Source organism: Defluviimonas aquaemixtae, assembly GCF_900302475.1.
Lineage (GTDB): Bacteria > Pseudomonadota > Alphaproteobacteria > Rhodobacterales > Rhodobacteraceae > Albidovulum > Albidovulum aquaemixtae.
This window is the reverse complement of the sequence record NZ_OMOQ01000001.1, coordinates 1139809-1159545: the sequence shown is the minus strand read 5'-3', so window position 1 is coordinate 1159545 and position 19737 is coordinate 1139809. Positions and strand designations below refer to the sequence as shown.

Annotated in this window: 21 protein-coding genes; 6 read left to right on the top strand and 15 right to left on the bottom strand. The window is 64.1% G+C overall.

The window, feature by feature from the left end; translation table 11 throughout:
* Window positions 1-120: 120 nt before the first annotated feature.
* Both DEA8626_RS05755 and DEA8626_RS05750 read right to left on the bottom strand, forming a co-directional pair.
* Window positions 121-741 (bottom strand): peptidylprolyl isomerase, encoded by a 621-nt coding sequence (locus DEA8626_RS05755; protein ID WP_108852065.1) that lies wholly within the window; start codon window positions 739-741, stop codon window positions 121-123.
* Window positions 731-1240, bottom strand: a complete 510-nt coding sequence (locus DEA8626_RS05750) for a peptidylprolyl isomerase (protein WP_108852064.1) — start codon at window positions 1238-1240, stop codon at window positions 731-733. The genes DEA8626_RS05755 and DEA8626_RS05750 overlap by 11 nt, the downstream gene beginning before the upstream one ends.
* Before the next feature lie 148 nt (window positions 1241-1388).
* Here DEA8626_RS05750 and DEA8626_RS05745 point away from each other — a divergent pair, with 148 nt between their 5' ends.
* Together DEA8626_RS05745 and DEA8626_RS05740 are read left to right on the top strand one after the other, a co-directional pair.
* Window positions 1389-2579 carry a phosphoglycerate kinase gene (locus tag DEA8626_RS05745; RefSeq protein ID WP_108852063.1) on the top strand — a complete coding sequence of 397 codons (1191 nt, stop codon included), beginning with the start codon at window positions 1389-1391 and terminating at the stop codon, window positions 2577-2579.
* A gap of 211 nt (window positions 2580-2790) precedes the next feature.
* A complete protein-coding gene (locus DEA8626_RS05740) occupies window positions 2791-3684 on the top strand; it encodes a fructose bisphosphate aldolase (RefSeq protein WP_108852062.1) in 894 nt (297 codons plus the stop codon).
* Between the two features lie 15 nt (window positions 3685-3699).
* On the opposite strand, the gene DEA8626_RS05735 is transcribed toward DEA8626_RS05740, so the two are convergent.
* On the bottom strand, window positions 3700-4083 hold the full coding sequence (locus tag DEA8626_RS05735) for a nuclear transport factor 2 family protein (protein ID WP_108852061.1): 384 nt from the start codon (window positions 4081-4083) through the stop codon (window positions 3700-3702).
* Complete coding sequence (locus DEA8626_RS05730) at window positions 4080-5720, bottom strand: acyl-CoA dehydrogenase family protein (protein ID WP_108853337.1); 1641 nt, start codon at window positions 5718-5720, stop codon at window positions 4080-4082. Before DEA8626_RS05730 ends, DEA8626_RS05735 begins: the two co-directional genes overlap by 4 nt.
* A gap of 162 nt (window positions 5721-5882) precedes the next feature.
* Between DEA8626_RS05730 and DEA8626_RS05725 the strand changes: the two genes are divergently transcribed.
* From DEA8626_RS05725 to DEA8626_RS05710, 4 genes are all read left to right on the top strand, one after another.
* A complete protein-coding gene (locus tag DEA8626_RS05725; RefSeq protein WP_108852060.1) occupies window positions 5883-6185 on the top strand; it encodes an FtsB family cell division protein in 303 nt (100 codons plus the stop codon).
* A gap of 294 nt (window positions 6186-6479) precedes the next feature.
* Window positions 6480-7490 (top strand): pyruvate dehydrogenase (acetyl-transferring) E1 component subunit alpha, encoded by a 1011-nt coding sequence (gene pdhA / locus DEA8626_RS05720; RefSeq protein WP_108852059.1) that lies wholly within the window; start codon window positions 6480-6482, stop codon window positions 7488-7490.
* A gap of 14 nt (window positions 7491-7504) precedes the next feature.
* On the top strand, window positions 7505-8884 hold the full coding sequence (locus DEA8626_RS05715; protein ID WP_108852058.1) for a pyruvate dehydrogenase complex E1 component subunit beta: 1380 nt from the start codon (window positions 7505-7507) through the stop codon (window positions 8882-8884).
* 12 nt (window positions 8885-8896) lie between these two features.
* Window positions 8897-10201, top strand: coding sequence for a pyruvate dehydrogenase complex dihydrolipoamide acetyltransferase (locus DEA8626_RS05710; protein ID WP_108852057.1), 1305 nt, complete (start codon window positions 8897-8899; stop codon window positions 10199-10201).
* Window positions 10202-10269: 68 nt separating this feature from the next.
* Here DEA8626_RS05710 and cysE read toward each other — a convergent pair whose 3' ends face one another.
* The 11 genes from cysE to DEA8626_RS05655 form a co-directional block, all read right to left on the bottom strand.
* The gene (gene cysE / locus DEA8626_RS05705) at window positions 10270-11079 is read right to left on the bottom strand and encodes a serine O-acetyltransferase (RefSeq protein ID WP_108852056.1); all 810 of its coding nucleotides are present in this window, start codon (window positions 11077-11079) and stop codon (window positions 10270-10272) included.
* Between the two features lie 76 nt (window positions 11080-11155).
* Entirely contained in the window at window positions 11156-11446 is a 291-nt protein-coding gene (locus DEA8626_RS05700) for a DUF7742 family protein (protein ID WP_108852055.1), read from the bottom strand.
* Between the two features lie 3 nt (window positions 11447-11449).
* The gene (locus DEA8626_RS05695; RefSeq protein WP_108852054.1) at window positions 11450-12160 is read right to left on the bottom strand and encodes a DUF2793 domain-containing protein; all 711 of its coding nucleotides are present in this window, start codon (window positions 12158-12160) and stop codon (window positions 11450-11452) included.
* On the bottom strand, window positions 12153-16058 hold the full coding sequence (locus tag DEA8626_RS05690; protein ID WP_108852053.1) for a baseplate multidomain protein megatron: 3906 nt from the start codon (window positions 16056-16058) through the stop codon (window positions 12153-12155). Before DEA8626_RS05690 ends, DEA8626_RS05695 begins: the two co-directional genes overlap by 8 nt.
* A gap of 12 nt (window positions 16059-16070) precedes the next feature.
* The gene (locus tag DEA8626_RS05685) at window positions 16071-16508 is read right to left on the bottom strand and encodes a C40 family peptidase (protein WP_108852052.1); all 438 of its coding nucleotides are present in this window, start codon (window positions 16506-16508) and stop codon (window positions 16071-16073) included.
* A complete protein-coding gene (locus DEA8626_RS05680) occupies window positions 16505-17377 on the bottom strand; it encodes a phage/gene transfer agent baseplate hub protein (RefSeq protein WP_108853336.1) in 873 nt (290 codons plus the stop codon). Before DEA8626_RS05680 ends, DEA8626_RS05685 begins: the two co-directional genes overlap by 4 nt.
* Window positions 17378-17394: 17 nt before the next feature.
* Complete coding sequence (locus DEA8626_RS05675; protein WP_108852051.1) at window positions 17395-18027, bottom strand: DUF2460 domain-containing protein; 633 nt, start codon at window positions 18025-18027, stop codon at window positions 17395-17397.
* A gap of 10 nt (window positions 18028-18037) precedes the next feature.
* Window positions 18038-18703: an RcGTA-type gene transfer agent tail tape measure protein gene (locus tag DEA8626_RS05670; RefSeq protein WP_108853335.1), complete on the bottom strand. Its 666-nt coding sequence runs from the start codon at window positions 18701-18703 to the stop codon at window positions 18038-18040.
* Between the two features lie 7 nt (window positions 18704-18710).
* Window positions 18711-18914 (bottom strand): rcc01693 family protein, encoded by a 204-nt coding sequence (locus tag DEA8626_RS05665; protein ID WP_181366364.1) that lies wholly within the window; start codon window positions 18912-18914, stop codon window positions 18711-18713.
* Window positions 18911-19231: a gene transfer agent family protein gene (locus DEA8626_RS05660; RefSeq protein ID WP_108852049.1), complete on the bottom strand. Its 321-nt coding sequence runs from the start codon at window positions 19229-19231 to the stop codon at window positions 18911-18913. Before DEA8626_RS05660 ends, DEA8626_RS05665 begins: the two co-directional genes overlap by 4 nt.
* Window positions 19231-19644 (bottom strand): phage major tail protein, TP901-1 family, encoded by a 414-nt coding sequence (locus tag DEA8626_RS05655; RefSeq protein ID WP_108852048.1) that lies wholly within the window; start codon window positions 19642-19644, stop codon window positions 19231-19233. The genes DEA8626_RS05660 and DEA8626_RS05655 overlap by 1 nt, the downstream gene beginning before the upstream one ends.
* Between the last annotated feature and the right edge of the window lie 93 nt (window positions 19645-19737).

The following is a 19737-nucleotide window of genomic DNA, read 5'->3' as shown; positions in this document are numbered from 1 at the left end:
ACCCCCTGTCCGCGAAGTGTTGCGCGGACGGGGCTGCTTGACCAGCCGCCAGGTCGGCGACTCACCCGAAGGTGAAATAAAGTGTAGGCCCGCGCCGCCAGGCGGCGCGGGCACTGAAGCCTACTGCTCGACCGTGACGCGCTGCATGCGGTCGGGATTCTCTACCGCGCCGTTCAGGTCCGGATCGCCCTTCTTGATGGCGTCGATCACTTCCATGCCCGAGATGACGTGACCCACCACGGTATACTTGCCGTTCAGGAACTCGCCCGGCTCGAACATGATGAAGAATTGCGAATTCGCGCTGTCGGGGCGGTTGGACCGCGCCATGCCGACGACACCGCGCATGAACGGAATATCCGAGAACTCCGCCGGAATGTTGGGAAGCTCGGACTTGCCGGTCCCGGCGAGCGACACGTCGCCACCGTACTTTCCATGCTGAACATCGCCCGTTTGGGCCATGAAGCCGTCGATCACACGGTGAAAGACGATGCCGTCATAGGCGCCGGTCCGCGCAAGCTCGGTCAGTTGGGCCACATGATTTGGCGCGACTTCGGGCAGAAGGTCGATGACCACAATCCCGCTCGCAGACTCGCCCGCGACCTCGATCACCAAATTGGGTCCGGCGCCGTCTTCGCTCGCTATCGCCCCGTTGGTGGTCTTCATGTAGATGAAGAGAGCTGCTGCGATCGATGCAAGCGCGGCCAAACCCGCGCCGACGAATACCCTGGTATCAGACGTCATCGGCGGCCACCTTCATCGAAATCATGCGATCGGGCGAGGCAGGCGGTTCACCGCGTGCGATCCGGTCGACGTGGTCCATACCCGAGATCACGCGGCCATAGACCGTGTATTGCCCGTTGAGGAAATGGTTGTCCTTGAAGTTGATGAAGAACTGGCTGTTCGCAGAGTTCGGATTTGCCGAGCGCGCCGCACCCAGAGTGCCTCGGTCGTGCGGAAGCTTCGAGAACTCGGCCGGAAGGTCGGGAAGATCCGAGCCGCCCGTGCCGGAGCGCCCGGGGTTGTAGCTGTTCTCCATATTGGCGTGCTGGACGTCGCCGGTCTGCGCCATGAAGCCTTCGATCACGCGGTGGAAGGCCACGTTGTCGTACTTGCCGGCGCGCGCCAGTTCTTTCATCCTCTCGGAATGCTTCGGCGCCACGTCGGGCAGAAGTTCGATCACGACGTCGCCGTCCTTCAGCGTCATGATGATCGTGTTTTCGGGATCCTTGATCTCTGGCATGGACGCCTCCTTCGATGTCGGGCGCGACCCTAGTGCGACAACCGCGCGGAGAAAAGGGCAAACCGGCGTGATCGGTTGACCTTCGCCGAGGCTTGGGGTGATTTGACGCTCAAGCCGACGCCCGGCCCCGTGCACAAGGACGCTGAAGATGAACTGGAAAACCCTCGACGACATCGACATGGCAGGCAAGACGGTGCTTGTCCGGGTGGACATCAACGTGCCGGTCGAGGCGGGCAAGGTCACCGACGCCACGCGGATCGAAAAGATCGTGCCGACGATCAAGGACATCCAGGCGAAGGGTGGCAAGCCGGTGCTCATGGCGCATTTCGGACGGCCCAAGGGCAAGGTCGTGCCCGAGATGAGCCTCGCGGTGACGCTTCCGGCGCTTGAGGCGGCGTTGGGCCAGAAGGTCGCCTTTGCGGAGAATTGCATCGGTGCGCCGGCCAAGAAGGCTGTGGCGGCGATGGAGACAGGCGACGTTCTCTTGCTGGAGAACACTCGCTTTCATGAAGGCGAGGAAAAGAACGACCCGGCCATGGCGGCCGCGCTTGGCGCGCTCGGCCAGATCTACGTCAACGACGCCTTTTCGGCCGCGCACCGCGCCCACGCCTCGACCGAAGGGATTGCGCATTTGAAAGTGTCTTGCGCGGGGCGGTTGATGGAAGCGGAGTTGAAGGCGCTGACCGCAGCGCTCGGCGATCCCGCCCGGCCGGTCGCGGCCATCGTGGGGGGTGCGAAAGTGTCGACCAAACTCGACCTGCTCGGCAACCTCGTCGAGAAGGTCGACCATCTCGTAATCGGTGGCGGCATGGCCAACACGTTCCTTGCCGCGCAGGGCATCAATGTCGGCAAGTCGCTGTGTGAACACGAGATGGCCGAAACCGCGCGCGCCATTCTGACGAAGGCGGGCGAAACGGGCTGCGCCGTTCACTTGCCGACGGACGTGGTCGTCGCACGCGAGTTTCGCGAGGGTGCGCCGCACGAAGTCGTCGCCGCAAATGCCTGCCCAGACGATGCGATGATCCTAGATGCGGGGCCCGAGACGGTCACCGCGTTGTCAGACGTGTTCGAAACATGCCGGACGCTGATCTGGAACGGCCCGCTCGGCGCATTCGAGATCGAGCCTTTCGATGCCGCGACAAACTCGGCGGCGCGCAAAGTCGCGGAGTTGACCGACGCGGAACGCCTTGTCTCGGTAGCCGGCGGTGGCGACACCGTCGCGGCGCTCAACAAGGCAGGCGTCGCGGACCGGTTCAGCTACATCTCCACCGCAGGCGGCGCGTTTCTCGAATGGATGGAGGGCAAGACACTGCCCGGCGTCGCGGCGCTGGAAGGTTGAACGGCTGACCCTCATCCATTCACCCGGTCGGCGCCGCACGCTCGGACCGCTCCACCCTCTCCGATGTCTCGCCTCATTGTTTCCCAAACCGCACCCGACGCGCCGGCGTTAGCGCCACCACATTTGCAACGTCCCCAGCTCTCGCCTAGAACCGGCTGAGGCCCTGCAATCGCGCGGCCCATCGGTTTCACGCTTCCGCTCGGAGAGAGACATGTCACGGCAAGAACAGGCAGAAAAGATGCGGTCCGGCAGGGGTTTCATCGCCGCACTCGATCAGAGCGGCGGCTCTACGCCGAAGGCACTGAGGCTCTATGGCATCGGCGAGGACGCGTGGAAGACGGACGATGAGATGTTCGCGCTTATCCACGAAATGCGGTCGCGGATTGCGACCTCGCCCGCCTTCACGGGGGAGCGGGTCATCGGTGCAATCCTGTTCGAGAAGACGATGGACGGGAAGATTGGCGGCAAGCCGGCGGCACAGTTCCTGTGGGAAGATCGCGGCGTCGTGCCGTTCCTGAAGATCGACAAGGGGCTCGAGGAAAAGGCCAACGGCGTCAGGATGATGAAGCCGATCCCGGATCTCGATTCGCTGCTCGACCGCGCGGTCAAGGCTGGGATCTTCGGCACCAAGGAGCGGTCGGTGATCGACGCCGCGTCGGCATCCGGGATCGCCGCGAACGTCGCCCAGCAGTTCGACCTGGCCAAGCAGGTCTTGGCCAAGGGACTCGTTCCGATCATCGAGCCGGAGGTCACGATCACCATCCCCGACAAGGCGGATGCCGAGGACATTCTTTTGACGGAGATCAAGAAACAGCTCGACGAATTGCCCGAGGGGAGCGAGGTGATGCTGAAGCTGACGCTGCCGTCAAAGGCGAACCTCTACAAGCCGCTCATCGACCATCCGCGGGTGATGCGCGTCGTGGCACTTTCGGGGGGCTACAGCCGGGAGGAGGCGAATGCACTCCTTGCCCGGAATAGCGGCATGGTCGCGAGCTTCTCGCGCGCCTTGACCGAAGGCCTGTCGGCCAGGCAGGAGGACGCAGCCTTCAACAGTATGTTGGACTCGACGATCCAGAGCATCTACGACGCCTCGGTCGCGGGCTGAACGGCCCCGGTCGCGTCAGAACATCCCGTTCAGATTGGCACTTTCGGCAGGTACGGTCTGTAGCACGTCCCAGTGTTCGACCACCCTTCCCTCTGGATCGAGGCGAAAAATGTCGATTCCGGCATAATCGTCGCCGCCCGGCCATGTCTGGTGGCAATGCAGCACGACGAGATCACCCTCGGCGACGGCGCGGACAAATCGCACGCTCTTGCCCGGATGCTCACGCGCCATGCGTTCGAAATACGCGATGAACGCCTCCTTGCCGTCGGCGACGTGCGGGTTGTGCTGAACATATTGGTCACCCACGTAGCGCTCCACCGCCTCACGCGGGCGGGAGCGATTGAACATAAGGTCATAGAAGGCCATGACGGTCTTCTTGTTGCCCTCGGTGTCGGTCATTCCTGCCCCTCTGGTCTGAGCCGCGATAGGATCGTGCCGGTGTCCAGCCCGTCAACCGAGCCCATGACTTGGCCGCGCTGGCCCGCCACGCGGGTCGCAACGAAGCCGTCGGCCACGGCGGCGGGGACATGACGCAGGAGGACCGAGGCCGCGAGCAAAGTCGCGAATGTCTCGGCAAACCAGCGCGCCTCGGCTTCATCGGGATGTCCGGGCCAACGCTCGCGTGCGCTGGCCAGCGCGGCATCGTAGCGCCGGTCCGCGCCCTTGGCGGCGTCCAACTCGGCCATCAGCGTCTCGGCCGCGAGGGGTTCCTTCGCGAGTGTGCGGAGGATGTCGAGGCAGATGACGTTGCCCGAGCCCTCCCAAATACCGTTGAGCGGCGCCTCGCGGTAGAGCATCGGCATCGGCGTCTCCTCGACGAAGCCCATGCCGCCCAGAATCTCCATCGCCTCGACGATGACGGTCGGAGTGCGCTTGTTGTTCAAGAACTTCGCAAGCGCCACCGCGATCCGGGCGAAGGCGCGGTCGGACTCGGACTCGCCGTCGAAGGCATGTGCCACCCGCATCGCGAGCGCGAGAGCGCCTTCCCAGTCGAGCACGAGATCGGCGAGTACCGCGCGCATCAGCGGCTGATCGATGAGCCGCCGTTGAAATGCACTTCGCCCATCTGTCCACCAGAGCGCTTCACCAAGCGCAGCGCGCATCAGGCCCGCCGGCGCCACGGCCGTGTCGAGCCTTGTGTGATGAACCATCTCGATGATCGTGGCGACGCCGCGCCCCTCCTCGCCGAGGCGATGGGCAAGCGCACCGTGATACTCGATCTCGGAAGAGGCGTTGGCATGGTTGCCGAGCTTGTTCTTTAGGCGCATGAGTTGGATCGCGTTCCGCCCGTCGGGCAGCCAACGCGGCACGAGGAAGCAGGTGAGCCCCTTGGCCGTCTGCGCGAGCGTCAGGAACCCGTCCGACATGGGCGCCGAACAGAACCATTTGTGCCCGGTCAACCGCCAGGCCCCGCCGTCCGGTTCGGCGCGGGTCGAGGTGCCGCGCAGGTCCGACCCGCCCTGCTTTTCCGTCATCGCCATGCCGAGCGTTGCGCCCTTCTTCTCGCTGATGGGACGCAGGGATGGGTCGTAGTCGCGCGACGTCAAGCGTGGTCGCCAGATCGCTTCGAGTGCGGGATCGGCGGCGAGCGCCGGGACCCCCGCATACGTCATCGTCAACGGGCACGCGATGCCGGGCTCTACCTGGCCGAACATGTAAAGGATCGCGGCATGGCCGAGATGGCCGCCGGCCTTCCCCTCCCAGGGCAACGCCGCATAGCCGGCCTCGAGCCCCAATGCCAAAACACGGTGATAGCCGGGATGGAAGGCGACCTCGTCGAGCCTGCGCCCGGCGCGGTCGAAGGTGACAAGCTCCGGAGGATGATGACGGGCATTTTCTGCCGCCTCATGGATCTGCGGATCGGCCAGTTGCCGACCGAGACGCGCTGCATCCTCGGTAGCGCCGCCAAATGCCTCAAGCCAACCACGGAGCGCGATGTCGGTCACCCAGAGATCGGCGCAGGGGGGCGCGCCGGGCTGGTTCGACACGTCGTGCGTCGGGAGTTCGGATCGCGGGGCGAGCGTGTCGCGGGTCATGGGCGGTGTCCTTAGCCGCTTCACAAACAGGCGCACCGGCATTCTATGTCACAACCCGCACGATTTCCTAAGAAAAAGCCTCGACGGGGGATTCCCTTGGCGAATCGGTTGTGACATGATTCGGCTTACGCGCCCGTCAGAGGCGATCCGAAGAGGCAGTTGATGACCTTATCGAGCACACGTCCGACCCTAGGCGTCGTCCTGTATTTCGGGCTGGCATTCTGCCTCGGCTTCTACTTCACCTTCGCCGCCGTTCAGGGTGAATACGGCGTGTTCCGGCGCGTTCAGGCCGTGGCCGAAAAGCAGGCGCTTGCGGAAGAACGCGGCCGGCTCGTGGTCGAGGTCGCGAGGATGAAGAACCTCACGCATCGTCTGTCGGATGACTACCTCGACCTCGACCTTCTGGACGAACGTGCGCGCGACGTGCTGGGCCTCATTCGCGCCGACGAAGTCGTCATCCATTGATCTGCCGTTTCTCAAGTTGAGCGCCTGCGGTGCAGTGCTTTACTGTCACCGAGGCCTCGCGGCCGCCGCCTTCGCAATAGCCTCAGGCGCAGGTAGTTAGCCCATGATGAAGCTGCCTTCCCTCTCTCCTTGGCTGAGTCATCTCGGGGCTGTAGGGTCAGCGCCCCTCTTCGGTCGCCGCGCGCTCCGCTCACACAAACCGATCCGAGGAAATTCCACTCGCGATTTCTTGAGTTTTGCGTTATAAGATAGTTTAACGTTGAACTACTTTCTTGCCGATGGGAGGTTCTCGGTATGGCCGCAAGAAAAAGCGCCGCAAAATCAAATACATCTAAAGAAGAATTGCTCAACTATTATCGTGAGATGTTGCTGATACGGCGATTCGAAGAAAAGGCTGGCCAACTCTATGGAATGGGTCTGATCGGCGGTTTCTGCCATCTCTACATCGGCCAGGAAGCGGTGGTGGTCGGCCTAGAAGCCGCGGCTGAAGAGGGTGACAAGCGGATTACTTCCTACCGCGACCACGGGCACATGCTGGCCGCCGGGATGGATCCCAAGGGCGTGATGGCCGAACTCACCGGCCGCGAAGGCGGATACTCCAAGGGCAAGGGCGGCTCGATGCATATGTTCAGCCGCGAGAAGCACTTCTACGGCGGCCACGGAATTGTCGGTGCTCAGGTGCCGCTTGGCGCGGGTCTCGCCTTCGCCGACAAGTACAAAGAGAACGGCCGCGTCACCTTCACCTATTTCGGAGACGGCGCCGCAAACCAGGGTCAAGTCTACGAGACCTTCAATATGGCCGCTCTCTGGCAGCTGCCAGTCGTATTCGTGATTGAGAACAACCAATACGCCATGGGCACTGCGCAGAAGCGGTCGACCTCGACGCCCCAGCTGCACACGCGCGGCAAGGCCTTCGGCATTCCCGGCGAGACGGTGGACGGGATGGACGTGCTGGCCGTGAAGGCCGGCGGCGACAAGGCGGTCGCGCATTGCCGCTCCGGCAAGGGCCCCTACATCCTCGAAGTTATGACCTATCGCTATCGCGGCCATTCCATGTCGGACCCTGCGAAGTACCGGACCCGCGAGGAGGTTCAGAAGATGCGCGAGGAGCGTGACCCGATCGAACACGTGCGCGAGCTTATCGTGCAGGGCAAGCATGCGAGCGATGACGACCTCAAGGCGATCGACAAGGAGATCAAGGCCATCGTGAACGAGGCGGCCGAGTTCTCCAAGGAAAGCCCCGAACCGGCGCTCGACGAGCTCTGGACGGACATTTACGCCGAAGAAGTACCGCAGACCGCCTGAGGGGGACACAGATTATGGCAACCGAGATTCTCATGCCCGCACTGTCGCCCACGATGGAAGAGGGCACGCTTGCGAAATGGCTCGTGAAGGAGGGCGACGCGGTGTCGTCCGGCCAGATCATCGCAGAGATCGAGACCGACAAGGCGACGATGGAGTTCGAGGCCGTCGATGAAGGCACGGTCGGGAAAATCCTGGTCGACGAAGGGACAGCGGGCGTGAAGGTCAACACTCCGATCGCCGTACTCGTCGAAGAGGGCGAGAGCGCCGACGACATTAAGGTGTCCGCGCCAGCCGCGAAAAGTGCCGCTCAGCCGACTGCGGCGCCAGCAGAAGCTAAAGCGCCCGAGGCGAAGGCCGCGGCGCCGTCCGCACCTCAGGTCGACAGCTCACCCGACTGGCCCGAGGGCACAGAGATGAAGACCATGACCGTGCGCGAAGCGCTGCGCGAGGCGATGGCCGAGGAGATGACACGCGATGCGGACGTCTACCTCATGGGCGAGGAAGTCGGCGAATATCAGGGCGCCTACAAGATCAGCCAGGGGTTGCTCGACCAGTTCGGCGCCAAGCGCGTCATCGACACGCCGATCACCGAGCATGGCTTCGCCGGAATCGCCGTCGGCTCCGCCTTTGCCGGCCTTCGCCCGATCGTGGAGTTCATGACTTTTAACTTCGCGATGCAGGCGATCGACCAGATCATCAATTCGGCGGCCAAGACGCTTTACATGTCAGGTGGCCAGATGGGTTGTCCTATCGTCTTCCGAGGACCGAACGGCGCGGCGGCCCGCGTCGCAGCCCAGCACAGCCAGGATTACGCGGCGTGGTATGCGCAAGTTCCGGGCCTGAAGGTCGTGCAGCCCTACTCCGCCGCCGATGCAAAGGGGCTTTTGAAGACCGCCATCCGCGATCCAAACCCGGTGATCTTCCTCGAGAATGAGATCCTCTATGGGCGTTCTTACGAAGTGCCCGATCTGGAGGATTTCACCATACCCTTCGGTAAGGCGAGGGTCTGGCGTGAGGGTGCCGACGTGACGCTCGTCTCGTTCGGGATCGGGATGGGCCACACACTCGAGGCGGCAGACAAGCTCGCCGCCGAGGGCATCGAAGCCGAGGTGATCGACCTTCGGACGCTCCGGCCGATCGACACCGCCACGGTGATCAAGTCGGTCATGAAGACCAACCGCTGCGTCACGGTCGAGGAAGGCTGGCCAGTCTGTTCGATCGGCAACCATATCTCGGCCGTGCTGATGACAGAGGCCTTCGACTATCTCGACGCGCCTGTCATCAACTGTACGGGCAAGGACGTCCCGATGCCCTATGCGGCGAACCTCGAAAAGCTGGCGCTTATTACCTCGGACGAGGTCGTGGCGGCCGTCAAGCAAGTGACCTATCGGTAAGGAGGGAGAGAAATGGCAACCGAAATCCTGATGCCCGCCCTTTCCCCCACGATGGAGGAAGGCACGCTCGCGAAATGGCTGGTGAAGGAGGGTGACACCGTCTCCTCCGGCGACATCATGGCCGAGATCGAAACCGACAAGGCGACGATGGAGTTCGAAGCGGTTGACGAGGGCATCGTCGGCAAGATCCTCGTCGCCGAAGGCACGGCGGGCGTAAAAGTGAACACGCCGATCGCCGTTCTTGTCGAGGAAGGCGAAAGCGCCGATGACGTGCCCGCGACCAGGACTGAGGCCCCAAGCAGCCCCGCTCCTTCCCCGGCACCAGCGTCCGCGCCGGCCGCGGCACCCGCGCCTGCTGCCACACCGGCTCCGGCCGCCCCAAGCGCCGCGGGGACGCGGGTTCTTGCCTCACCGCTCGCGCGGAGGCTCGCGAAGGAGAAGGGGATCGACATCGCCATGCTGACTGGCTCGGGTCCGCATGGCAGGATCGTGAAGTCGGATGTGGAGGCGGCCTCATCCGCGCCGAAAGCTGCGGCTCCCGCAGCGGCGGCCACCCCGACCGCAGCATTCGCGACGCCTCCCGCCGGGCCGTCCGCCGAGATGGTCGCCCGGATGTACGAGGGCCGGGAATACGAGGAAGTTTCGCTCGACGGGATGCGCAAGACAATCGCTGCGCGACTCACCGAAGCCAAGCAGACCATCCCTCACTTCTACCTGCGCCGTGAGGTGCAACTCGATGCGCTGTTGAAGTTCCGTGGAGAGTTGAACGGTCAGCTCGAAGCGCGTGGCGTGAAGCTCTCGGTGAATGATTTCATCATCAAGGCCTGCGCGCTGGCGCTTCAGGACGTGCCAGACGCCAATGCTGTCTGGGCTGGCGACCGGATGCTGAAGCTGAAACCTTCCGACGTGGCCGTCGCGGTGGCGATCGAGGGCGGGCTCTTCACGCCGGTGCTGAAGGATGCGCATCAGAAGACGATTTCGGCGCTGTCGGCCGAAATGAAGGACTTGGCCGCCCGTGCTCGGGACCGCAAGCTCGCACCGCACGAATACCAGGGCGGCAGCTTCGCAATCTCCAATCTTGGCATGTTTGGCATCGATAATTTCGACGCGGTTATCAATCCGCCCCACGGCGCAATCCTAGCGGTCGGCGCGGGAGCGAAGAAGCCGGTTGTGAAATCGGATGGGGAAGTTGGCGTCGCAACGGTTATGTCGATGACGCTTTCGGTCGATCACCGGGTGATCGATGGCGCACTCGGCGCCGAACTTCTGAAGGCCATAGTCGGATACCTCGAAAATCCGATGTCGATGCTGGCCTGAATAAACTCGAACGGCGAAAAGGCCGGAAAGCACGCTCCGGCCCTTTCAAGAGTCATGACGCGGCATCCTCAGATGCCGTCGTCGATCAACTGATCCATGTTCAGCGCCGGTTGCGCGCAACCGGCTTCGCCGATCACCTTGGCGGGAACGCCCGCAACGGTCGTGTTCTTTGGCACCTCGTGTAGTACGACCGATCCGGCTGCGATGCGCGAGCAGTCGCCCACCTTGATATTGCCGAGAATCTTCGCGCCGGCCCCGATCAGGACGCCGTTTCCGATCTTCGGATGGCGATCGCCGTCCTCCTTGCCGGTACCACCCAGCGTTACCGAATGCAGCATGGAGACATTGTCGCCCACCACGGCCGTTTCGCCGATAACGATGGAGTGCGCGTGATCGATCATGATCCCCTTGCCGACCCGGGCATTGGGATGAATGTCGACGCCGAAGACTTCGCTAACCCGCATCTGAACGAAGTAGGCAAGGTCGCGACGGTCATGCTTCCAAAGCCAATGGCCAATCCGGTAGGCTTGGACGGCCTGATAGCCCTTGAAGAAAAGAACAGGCTGGAGGAACCGATGGCAGGCCGGGTCACGGTCATAGACCGCTACGGCATCGGCCCGCGCCGCCTGTCCCAGTTCGGGATCCTCCGCATGCGCCTCATCGGCAATCTCGCGAAGGATCTGCTCGCTCATTTCGCCGGACGCGAGCTTCAGCGAGAATCTGTACGCCAGCGCCCGTTCGAACGTGGCGTGATGCAGGAGTCCCGAATGGATGAATCCGCCCAAGAGCGGTTCATCGCGGACGGCGGCCTTGGCTTCCTCGCGGATGTGCGACCAGACAGGATCGACCTGGGTGACATTTGGTTTACGTTCGGCCATCGCGCGCACTCCCGGTTGCTGATCAACTTATATCAGATAGGGCGTACGCGGAAAACCGGAAGGGTGTAGCCGAGAATCATCTCCGATGCTTCCAGTCGAGAAGCGTTTCGATGACGACGGCGAGAGCAGACAGGTGCTCAGGATCGGACAGAAACGGCTCCGCCCGGACCGGGCTGCCCTTCAGGACCGCACCCATCAGGCTCCCGTCGCCCCAGAACGGATGCGCGCGACCCGTCCGCTTCCGGAACAGGTCGGCCGCGTGTGCGCGGTCGAGGAAACGCAGCACCTCCGCACAGCGCGCGTCAGACGGCAAACTCCGGACGGCATTTGCTGCGACGGCTACATCACCATGGGTCAGCGGACGCATACCTCACTGATCCGGCAGTGCAATTTGCATGAAGTGGACGGCAATGCGGACCGATCCGCCGGCAAAGTTGCCACCCGCCGCGTCAAGCTGCATGGCTTCGGGCGAATAGAACGCCGTCGGCTGTGCGAGAACGCCGCGCGCAAATGACCCCGCGCCCAGTCCAAGGCCGGAACCATAACGGCCAACGGCGCCAGGGTTGCCCAGCGACCAGCTCGAAAGGGACCCCGTGATCGCCGTGACGACACGCGCGGTCGCGCCGATAACGACCGAATTTGCGGGGATGATCGCAGTGGTAAGCGACACGGTTCCCGCCGAAATCGAATGGTCGGTCTCGGCGACTCCGAAAGCCAGCCCGGCGTTGCTGGGCGACAACGTCACCATCCCCGCACGCCAGTCGCTGCCATCATGCAGCGCCTGGACACCCTCATCGAGGATCGTCGCGCGCCAGCCGCGCTTGGGATCCGCGAAATCCCATCCGCCATTCGCTCCGATGGCGATCCGTCCATCGTGTCCTGACCACTCGTTCACCGCACCGGACGGCACCCCGTAGCACGCACCATCGGCGATAGCAGCCGGCGGCAACGCAACGCTTCGCGACGCTAGCGAGAGCATGACTAGTCCATCGAGTCGGGCCATCGCCTCATTCACGGTGACGTGCTTTTGTGCCTGCGCCGGCTGAACGAGCGGCAGGCCGAGTTGGTTGGTACTAGACATCGATCGCGATCCTTCTGAAAGGGCCCGGCCCGAAGACATCGGACAGCTGCGCCACATGAATTTCGAACGGCTCGGTAATGCCGTCGGCTGCCTGCATTCCGGCGGGATACGTCCAGCTGGACTGCCCAAGCGTCAGCTCGCGCTTCACAAGTCCGCCCTCGACGACACGCAGCGCATAGGCCTCGCTCGTTTCGCCCAGCGGTACCTCGACCCCTGACCAGCTGTCGCCGTCAATCCGCGTACGGCGGATCCAACTCAGCACGAGATCACCCGCCGCGCTTCGTTGCGCCCGCAGATGAGCGGGCGACAACGGCCGAAGCCCGGTCCCGACAAACGCCTCCACCCGGTGCACAAAGGATGGGTCATCGTAGCCGCGCCGCGACGGCCCGATTCTGTAGTGACGCGCGAGGTCGCGCGCGGCCGCAGGAAGGTCGATCTGCTTGGGTGCGCCGTTCATTAGGACAACGTAGCTACCGACTGGCCACCCTGATGGTGCGACTGACTCGGTACCTGCCTGACCGCGCAGCCGCAGTGTTAGATCGTACGTCCCAGATGCGACCAGAGTGGCATTCGCGAACTGGAAAAGCTCCCAACGGTCAGAGGAGCCGTCGCCGATCGCCATCAAGTTGGCGCCGTTCAACAGCTGGTCGGGCCCGACGGAAATCAGGGCACCGCCCGAGACCTTGACCCGAAGCGCGCCCCCCCTGTCCCACAGTCCTGGCACCGCGACACCGAGAGCGCTCTGAGTCCGCCCAATCACCGAACGCGTGGCGATCACCCGGTTCAACTCGTATCCCGCGTCACTGTCAGAAGAATAGACAGCCGCAGATCCCGGCCAGGGCGTCGCAGTCACAGCCAAATGCGGCTGATGCGGGACCTCCCGTCCGGTCATCAGCGGCAGATCGAGAAACAGCGGGAACACCGGCACAGGCGCGGCGAAACTGCGCGGCGTGACACGTTCCTCCGCCTCGTCGGAGGGCTCGTACACCGTCGGCTCGACTCTGACCGCCTCCATGGCGATCGCGCCCGCATGCTCGACTTGATCGATCCGGTAGCGCCCGGCACCGCCGAGGTCGACCACGTCGCCCGCGCCCAGATGGCCCAGGGACGGCGGCAAGGCGAAGCGCGCGCCATCGCGCGCCACCCGCGCCTCTGCAAGCCAACGCTCGACGATCCGCTGCCCCTCCGACCGTGTGAGAGCCAAGGCGAGCTCAGACTGCGCCACACCACTCGTCACTTCATCAGGAAAGACCGCTTCCGATGCGCGCGCTTCGTAGTCACCCTCCGCTTCGACATAATTTAGCCGAACGCGGCCAGCGACCTCCGCCTCAGTCGCGCGCTGGGTCTCCACCCAGCCGCCGGTTTCCTCACCAACCGCAAAGTCACTACTCCCCAGCGTGGCATCAACCAGCCCGTCGCGCATCGCGAAGCGTAACACCCCGTCTCGCTCGACCGCCTCGAACCCATAGCCGAGCATCAGCGGCTGCAATGCCGAACGCCCGGTCGCAATGTCGGCGACGCTGTAGCCACGAACGAGACCGTAGAGCCCGCCAACGTCGACGGCATCGACACTTGAGCGTGCGCAGATTTCGGCCACGACGCTCGACAACGGCTGCGCCGATACGCGCCCCGTGATCCAGTGGCCGCGAGGGTAATTGTCTCCGTCCGCCCAGACATCGACATTTGCGGGGAACTGTGGGAATGGCCGCGCGTCCCACGCCCAGACGTGGGCGCGGTCCATATCAATCATCGGCGCGCCGTATTCGGAGGAAACCGGGTTGTTCGCCGGATCGCGCCAGAAATCGATCATGGCGCGCAGGTACTGCATCTGGATCAAGTCATCGCGCCGGCCGTCGGAGTAGTTCGGAAGGACCGATTCCGAGGACTTGGGGTCAAGGAACTTGTTTGGCTCGTTCGAACCCTTGTCGATCGCCGCGCAACCGAACTCAGTAAACCAGATCGGCTTCGATTGCGGCACCCACGGGCTCTGCGCACCCATTGCACCGCCCACACGGTCGATGTGGGCGTTTTCCCACCAAGACCGAATGTCCTTGTAGCGCCAGATCCAGTCATCGCCATAGGCACCATCAATGATCGGCGTGCGGATCTGGGCATCGCGATGTGTCTGGCTTTCGTAATACCAGTCGTAACCCTCGCCACCTGCGATGTTCGCCTTCAGATAGTCGAGATTGTAGATCGATCCCCAATCGGCATCGACATGGTCCTCCTCGTCGCGCCAATCGGACAAGGGCATGTAATTGTCGATGCCGATGAAATCGATGTTCGGATCGGCCCAAAGCGGGTCGAGGTGGTAGTAAAGATTGCCCGTTCCCTCCTGATAGCCGAAATACTCCGACCAGTCGGCGGCGTAACTGATCTTGGTGCCGGGGCCGAGGACGGCCCTAACCTCAGCCGCCAGCGCCCGCAGCTCTGCAACCGCCGGAAAGACATCGCCTGCCCCCCGGATCTGCGTTAGCCCGCGCATCTCCGAACCGATGCAGAACGCATCGACCCCGCCCGCCGCGGCACAGAGATGGGCGTAGTGCAGCACGAAGCGGCGATAGGACCACTCCGCAGGCCCGGAATAGCTGATCGACGTCCCGCTGGCCGAAAAGTACGACGGTTGCACGGTCCCGAAGAACGCGGCTACTTCCGCTTCAGCGGCGGCCGTCCGGTCGGGCGTTCCCGCCTGACCCGGCGCGGTCGAAAGCGTAATGCGACCACGCCACGGCAGGACAGGCTGATCTGCCGCGCCGGTCCATGGATCGGAAAGGCCATTTCCTGCAAGTTGCTCCATCAGAATGAACGGATAGAAGACGACCTTTTTTCCCTCGGCTTTTATGGCTGCGATCGCCTCCACGACCGCGCGATCCGCCGGGGTACCGCCATAGATCGGCCGACCGGCATCCCGTATGACCTCTTCCGCCTCGGCGCGCGCGATCCCGCCTGACCGCCACGGCATGCCGACACCGTCGAAGCCGGTATCCTCGACCTTCGGCTTCACCGAACATTGGCCACACCGCAGGTCATCCCCAAACCACGACACGACAAGCGAGACCGAGCCGCAGCCTGGCAGTTCCTCGGCGAGGGTCTCAAGCGACACCGCCAGATCAGTCTTACCTCCCGGTGTGTGGATGTTCGCCGATACGTTCTGCCCGATGCCATGCGCGTAGTGCACTGGCGTCGTGGCAAGCGAGTATTCCCCCGTCCCCGGTATCAGCGCGACGCCACTGATCCCACGCGTAAGGTCGGTCACCTCGTCGATCCCGGTGCCCTGCGCTGGCCGCGCGACTTCGAAGTTGAACTGCGGTACCCGGTTACCGAACTGGCCGAGGTCCAGATCCTCGAACACAACGTATGCCACGCCGCGATAGGCGGGCACCTGCCCTGCGCCTTCGACGGCTTCCATCTTCGGATCGGGAAGCTGGTCTTCGGACCCGGCATAGATGCGCATCGTCACGTCATCGCGTGAGATCTCGACGCCGTCCGCCCAGATCCGCCCGACCCGCGTGATCTCGCCCTCGCAGAGCGCGACCGCAAGGCTCACCGAATAGGAATACTCCGTCACCCGCGGCGTGGCCGGCGCACCCTTGCCGCCGCCGCCCGACGTGCTCGTCGTCTCCAGAAAGCGCGACGCCCAGATCACCTGACCCGCCACTCGCATCCGGCCCCAGACGAGGCCGACGGGCGCACCTTCGCTCGCACCAGTGAGACGGAATCGATCCACGCGCCCGGTCTCGACCGCGCGCGCACCCGACCCCAGCAGCCGCTGATCGATCGCCCGACCAAGCGTCGCACCGATAGCGCGCCCGATCATCGCTCCCGACAAGCCCAGGACAGAGCCTCCGAAACCGGCTCCAGCCGCAGCCCCGGCGGCTGAAAGCAAAATGGTGGCCATGTCGACCCTCCTTCAGGGAAATTCGAACCGCGCCACGACGCGGCGTTGCCACGGGGCAGAGAACGGGCTCTCGACCACTCCGTGCCCGGAATAGGCGTGAATGAACGTGGCCCGGCTGCCGGTTTCGCCCACTAGTCCTAGATGCTTGGCGACCGACCCCGCCCGCATGCGGAACAGAAGCACCTCTCCTGCGTGGGGAGAATCCTCAGGGTCGCACTCCCGCAGATGCCGAGTAGCCGCCGCCCATAGTCGTTCCGTCCCTTCGGGCTCGGACCAGTCTCGAGTGTAGGCCGGAACCGCCTCCGGCTCGGCCCCGTAAAGACCGCGCCAAACACCCCGCAACAGGCCTAAGCAATCCGCACCCGCGCCCTGGGAGGATGCTTGATGGCGATACGGCGTCCCGATCCAACTTCGCGCGATCTTGACCGCGCGCGGACCCGCCGCGCTCATCCGCGCCGGCTCCCGCCATCGTTGACGCCCGCGCTGAGCGGATAGGACATGAGCCAGTCCTCGCCCGGAATTTCAGGAAAACCCCGGAAGTTATCGAAGTTTGCGAACTTCAGCCGACAGGTCTCGGCCCGCTTGTCGCAGCCCGCCTCTATCCGAACCATGTCGCCCGGCGCGGGCGCGATGCCAAGCGCCTGCCACAGTTCCACCTCACGCGCATCTCCCGCAACAAGCCGATCATTCTTGATCGCTCCAATAAGCCCCGCGGCGCTGCCGGTCAGCACTCGGAGCCGACCCTTCTCGAACCATCGATCCTCATAGCCAGCGAACGACGCGAAACCGAACACGTGCGCGTTTTCGGCCGTCTCGACAGGCCGCGCCTCGGAATAGCCAGGCTGATCGAGATCGAACCGACAACGTCCATCCCCAAGCACCGCTGAACAGCGCGCGTGATAGATCTGCCCCTGCGGCTGGTTGAGCCCCTCGGCAAGACCACGCAACTCGGCATTGAACGCCCCACCCGACCGCACGATCTCGCCGAGCGTGCCCCTGAATTGAAGCACCCGGACCGAGACATCGGCCCAGTTAACCAGCCAGCCTGTCACCTCGGCGCCATCATAGCGGCCGGCAAGAATATCCTCCTCGGTGATCGCGTCGGAACGTAGCGCGCCGAAGGCTTCACTGTTGTCGACCGACAGGCCCGTCGCCTGCTGAATCGCCTTCGCAGTCAGACCGGAATCGGCGCGAAACGCGATGCCGTCGAACGCAATGTCGCGGTCGTGATCCGTGAAGCCAAAGACCTTACCATCCTTGCGCGACACGGCGAACGCGCGCGCCACCGTCGTCGCCCCGCTGGCCAGATGGTCCTTCATCGTCTGCGGATAGCTAGTCACAGGCGCACCTCGACGACGGGAACTTGCGGCACGTCGCCTGCCTGAAACGAAGCGACCGATACCTGAATCCTGTCGGTGTCGAACCGCACCGGGACATCGAATTCGCAACCCGCTGTGATCCGCTCATCGACGGCGGGCGGACTCGCGAAGGTCACGACGCCGGTCGCCGCGTCCACCGAATAGTGCACGCCGTCCTGCAACTCGTCGCCCTGCAGCCCGATGCGCACGGTGCCGGCGACGGGTTTGGCGATCACCCGAACCTGCGACTCGGCCCCCGACGCATAGGTCTTGATCAGCTGATAATCGGTCGTGCTGCCATCGCCGATCCCGATCAGCTGGTCGTCGAAGCGCACCTCCGCCGAGGCCCGGCAAGACTTGAAGTCCGACCAGTCCTTCCAGCGAAACGCATTGAGCTGTCCCTGCCGCGCCTCGAAGAACGCAATCAGCTCGCCGATATCGTCGAGACTGCGCAGGCTCACGCCCGCGTCGTAGCGCCTGCGCGATTGCGCCCAGGGCGTGTTCCGCTCCTCGTAGCCGTTGGTCAGCGCGACGATCTCCGTCCGCCGCTCCGGTCCGCCGACCGAGCCGAAGCTCAGATTGGCCGGAAACCGCACCTCGTGAAACGCCATGTCGCCCTCCTCACCTGTTCCTGTCGCCGCGCGAGAGAGCGCGCGCCATCTGCGCCGCGATCTGGCTCTGGCTGCGGGCGAAGCCCTGCACGTCCGGCGTCGTCACATTCATCACGATGCTGACCGGACGCCCGCCGCCCGATGCCTGAACGCCCAGCCGGCCATCTGCGCCGCGCGCCAGCGGCATGATTGCCTCGGGCCCCGCCTCGCCCATCAGCCCGCGACCATTTCGCATCGGGAACATAGTGGGCGACGACACGATGCCGCCCCTCGCGAAGGGCATGACGCGGCCTTGCGAAAAGCTTCCGCCCTTCTCGAAGGGAAAGAGCCCGCTCAGCAGCCCGTTCATCCCCTGCGCGATGGCGCCCCCGACCGCGTCCTGAATCGGCTTCATCGCCACGCCGTAGACGCTGTTCACCATCGTCTGGGCAACCTGCTTCAGCGCATCCGACAGTTTCATCCCGTCGAAGATCAGCCCATCGAACGCGCGCCTCAGCCCCCCGCCGATGCTCCTCGACAGGGTGCCGACCTCGCGCCCCGTGAAAATTATGCTTTCCCGCATGCGGCCAAGCTCGGCGTCGAAAGCCGCCGCCATCGCCTGCGCGCCGCCGAGGCTCGTCTCCAACGCCGCCGCCTGCGCGGCGAGCCCCTCGATCCCGTCCAGTCCGTCCGTCATCGGCATATCAGTTGTCCCTTGTCTCAATGGGCGCATCCGGCCAGGCCCGCGCAAGCTCTTCGAGCCGCGCGCGGTTGAGCGGCGGTACCGCCGCCGGATCACCCAGCAAGATGACCAGCTCCGCCGGCGTCAGCCGCCAGAACGCATCCGGCGTCAGCCCGAGCCGGCCGAGACCCGCCCGCATTAGCCCCGGCCAATCCACCGCGCTCACCCCGCCTCCGGCACCGTGAAGGCACGTGTTAACAATTCCGCCGCGACCCGTGCCGCCTCGACTGGCCCGCCGCCGACCTCGACCTTCAGAAGGTCCGCGCCCGAACCCGTCCAGCCACCGCCCCGAAGGCCGGCGACGATCAGCATCAAGACGTCGCGCGTCGAAAACCCGCCCGCCTCGAACCGCTCGACAAGCTCGATCAGCGTCCCGGTCCGAAGCCCCGCCTCCAGCTCCGCCAGCGCCCCAAGTGTCAACTTGGCCACGTGGCGCTCGCCATCGAGCCAGACCGCGACCTCCCCCGTCCAAGGATTGGCCATCAGATCGCCGTGAAGTTCAGCGCGCCCGCCGAGGCCAAAGACAACTCATAGGTCGCCTCGCCGTTGTAGCTGCCCGCATATTCGATCGACGTGATCTGGAACGGCCCCTCGACGATCCCAAAGTCCGGGATGATCACCTGGAACTGCTCGACCGTGCTCCCGAAGAAGATCTGCCGCGCCCGGTCATCGGTCGCGCTGTCCACGAAGACGCCCGACCCCGAAACCGAGGCCGACCGCACCCCGGCACCGCCCAAAAGCTCACGCCAGCCGCCCTGGCTTTCCAGACTCGTCACATCGACCGTCTCGGCGTTGAAGCTGATCCGCGTCGCCCTCAGCCCCGCGATCGTCGTGAATTGCCCGCCCCCGGTCAGGTCGAGCTTGATCAGAAGGTCCTTGCCGTTCTGGGCAGCCATATCCGTTCTCCGATAAGTGAAAGAAGTGGGCGGTCAGCAAAGAACCGACACCCGAAATTGTGGATGGCGCGAACTCGCACCGATGCAGTCCCG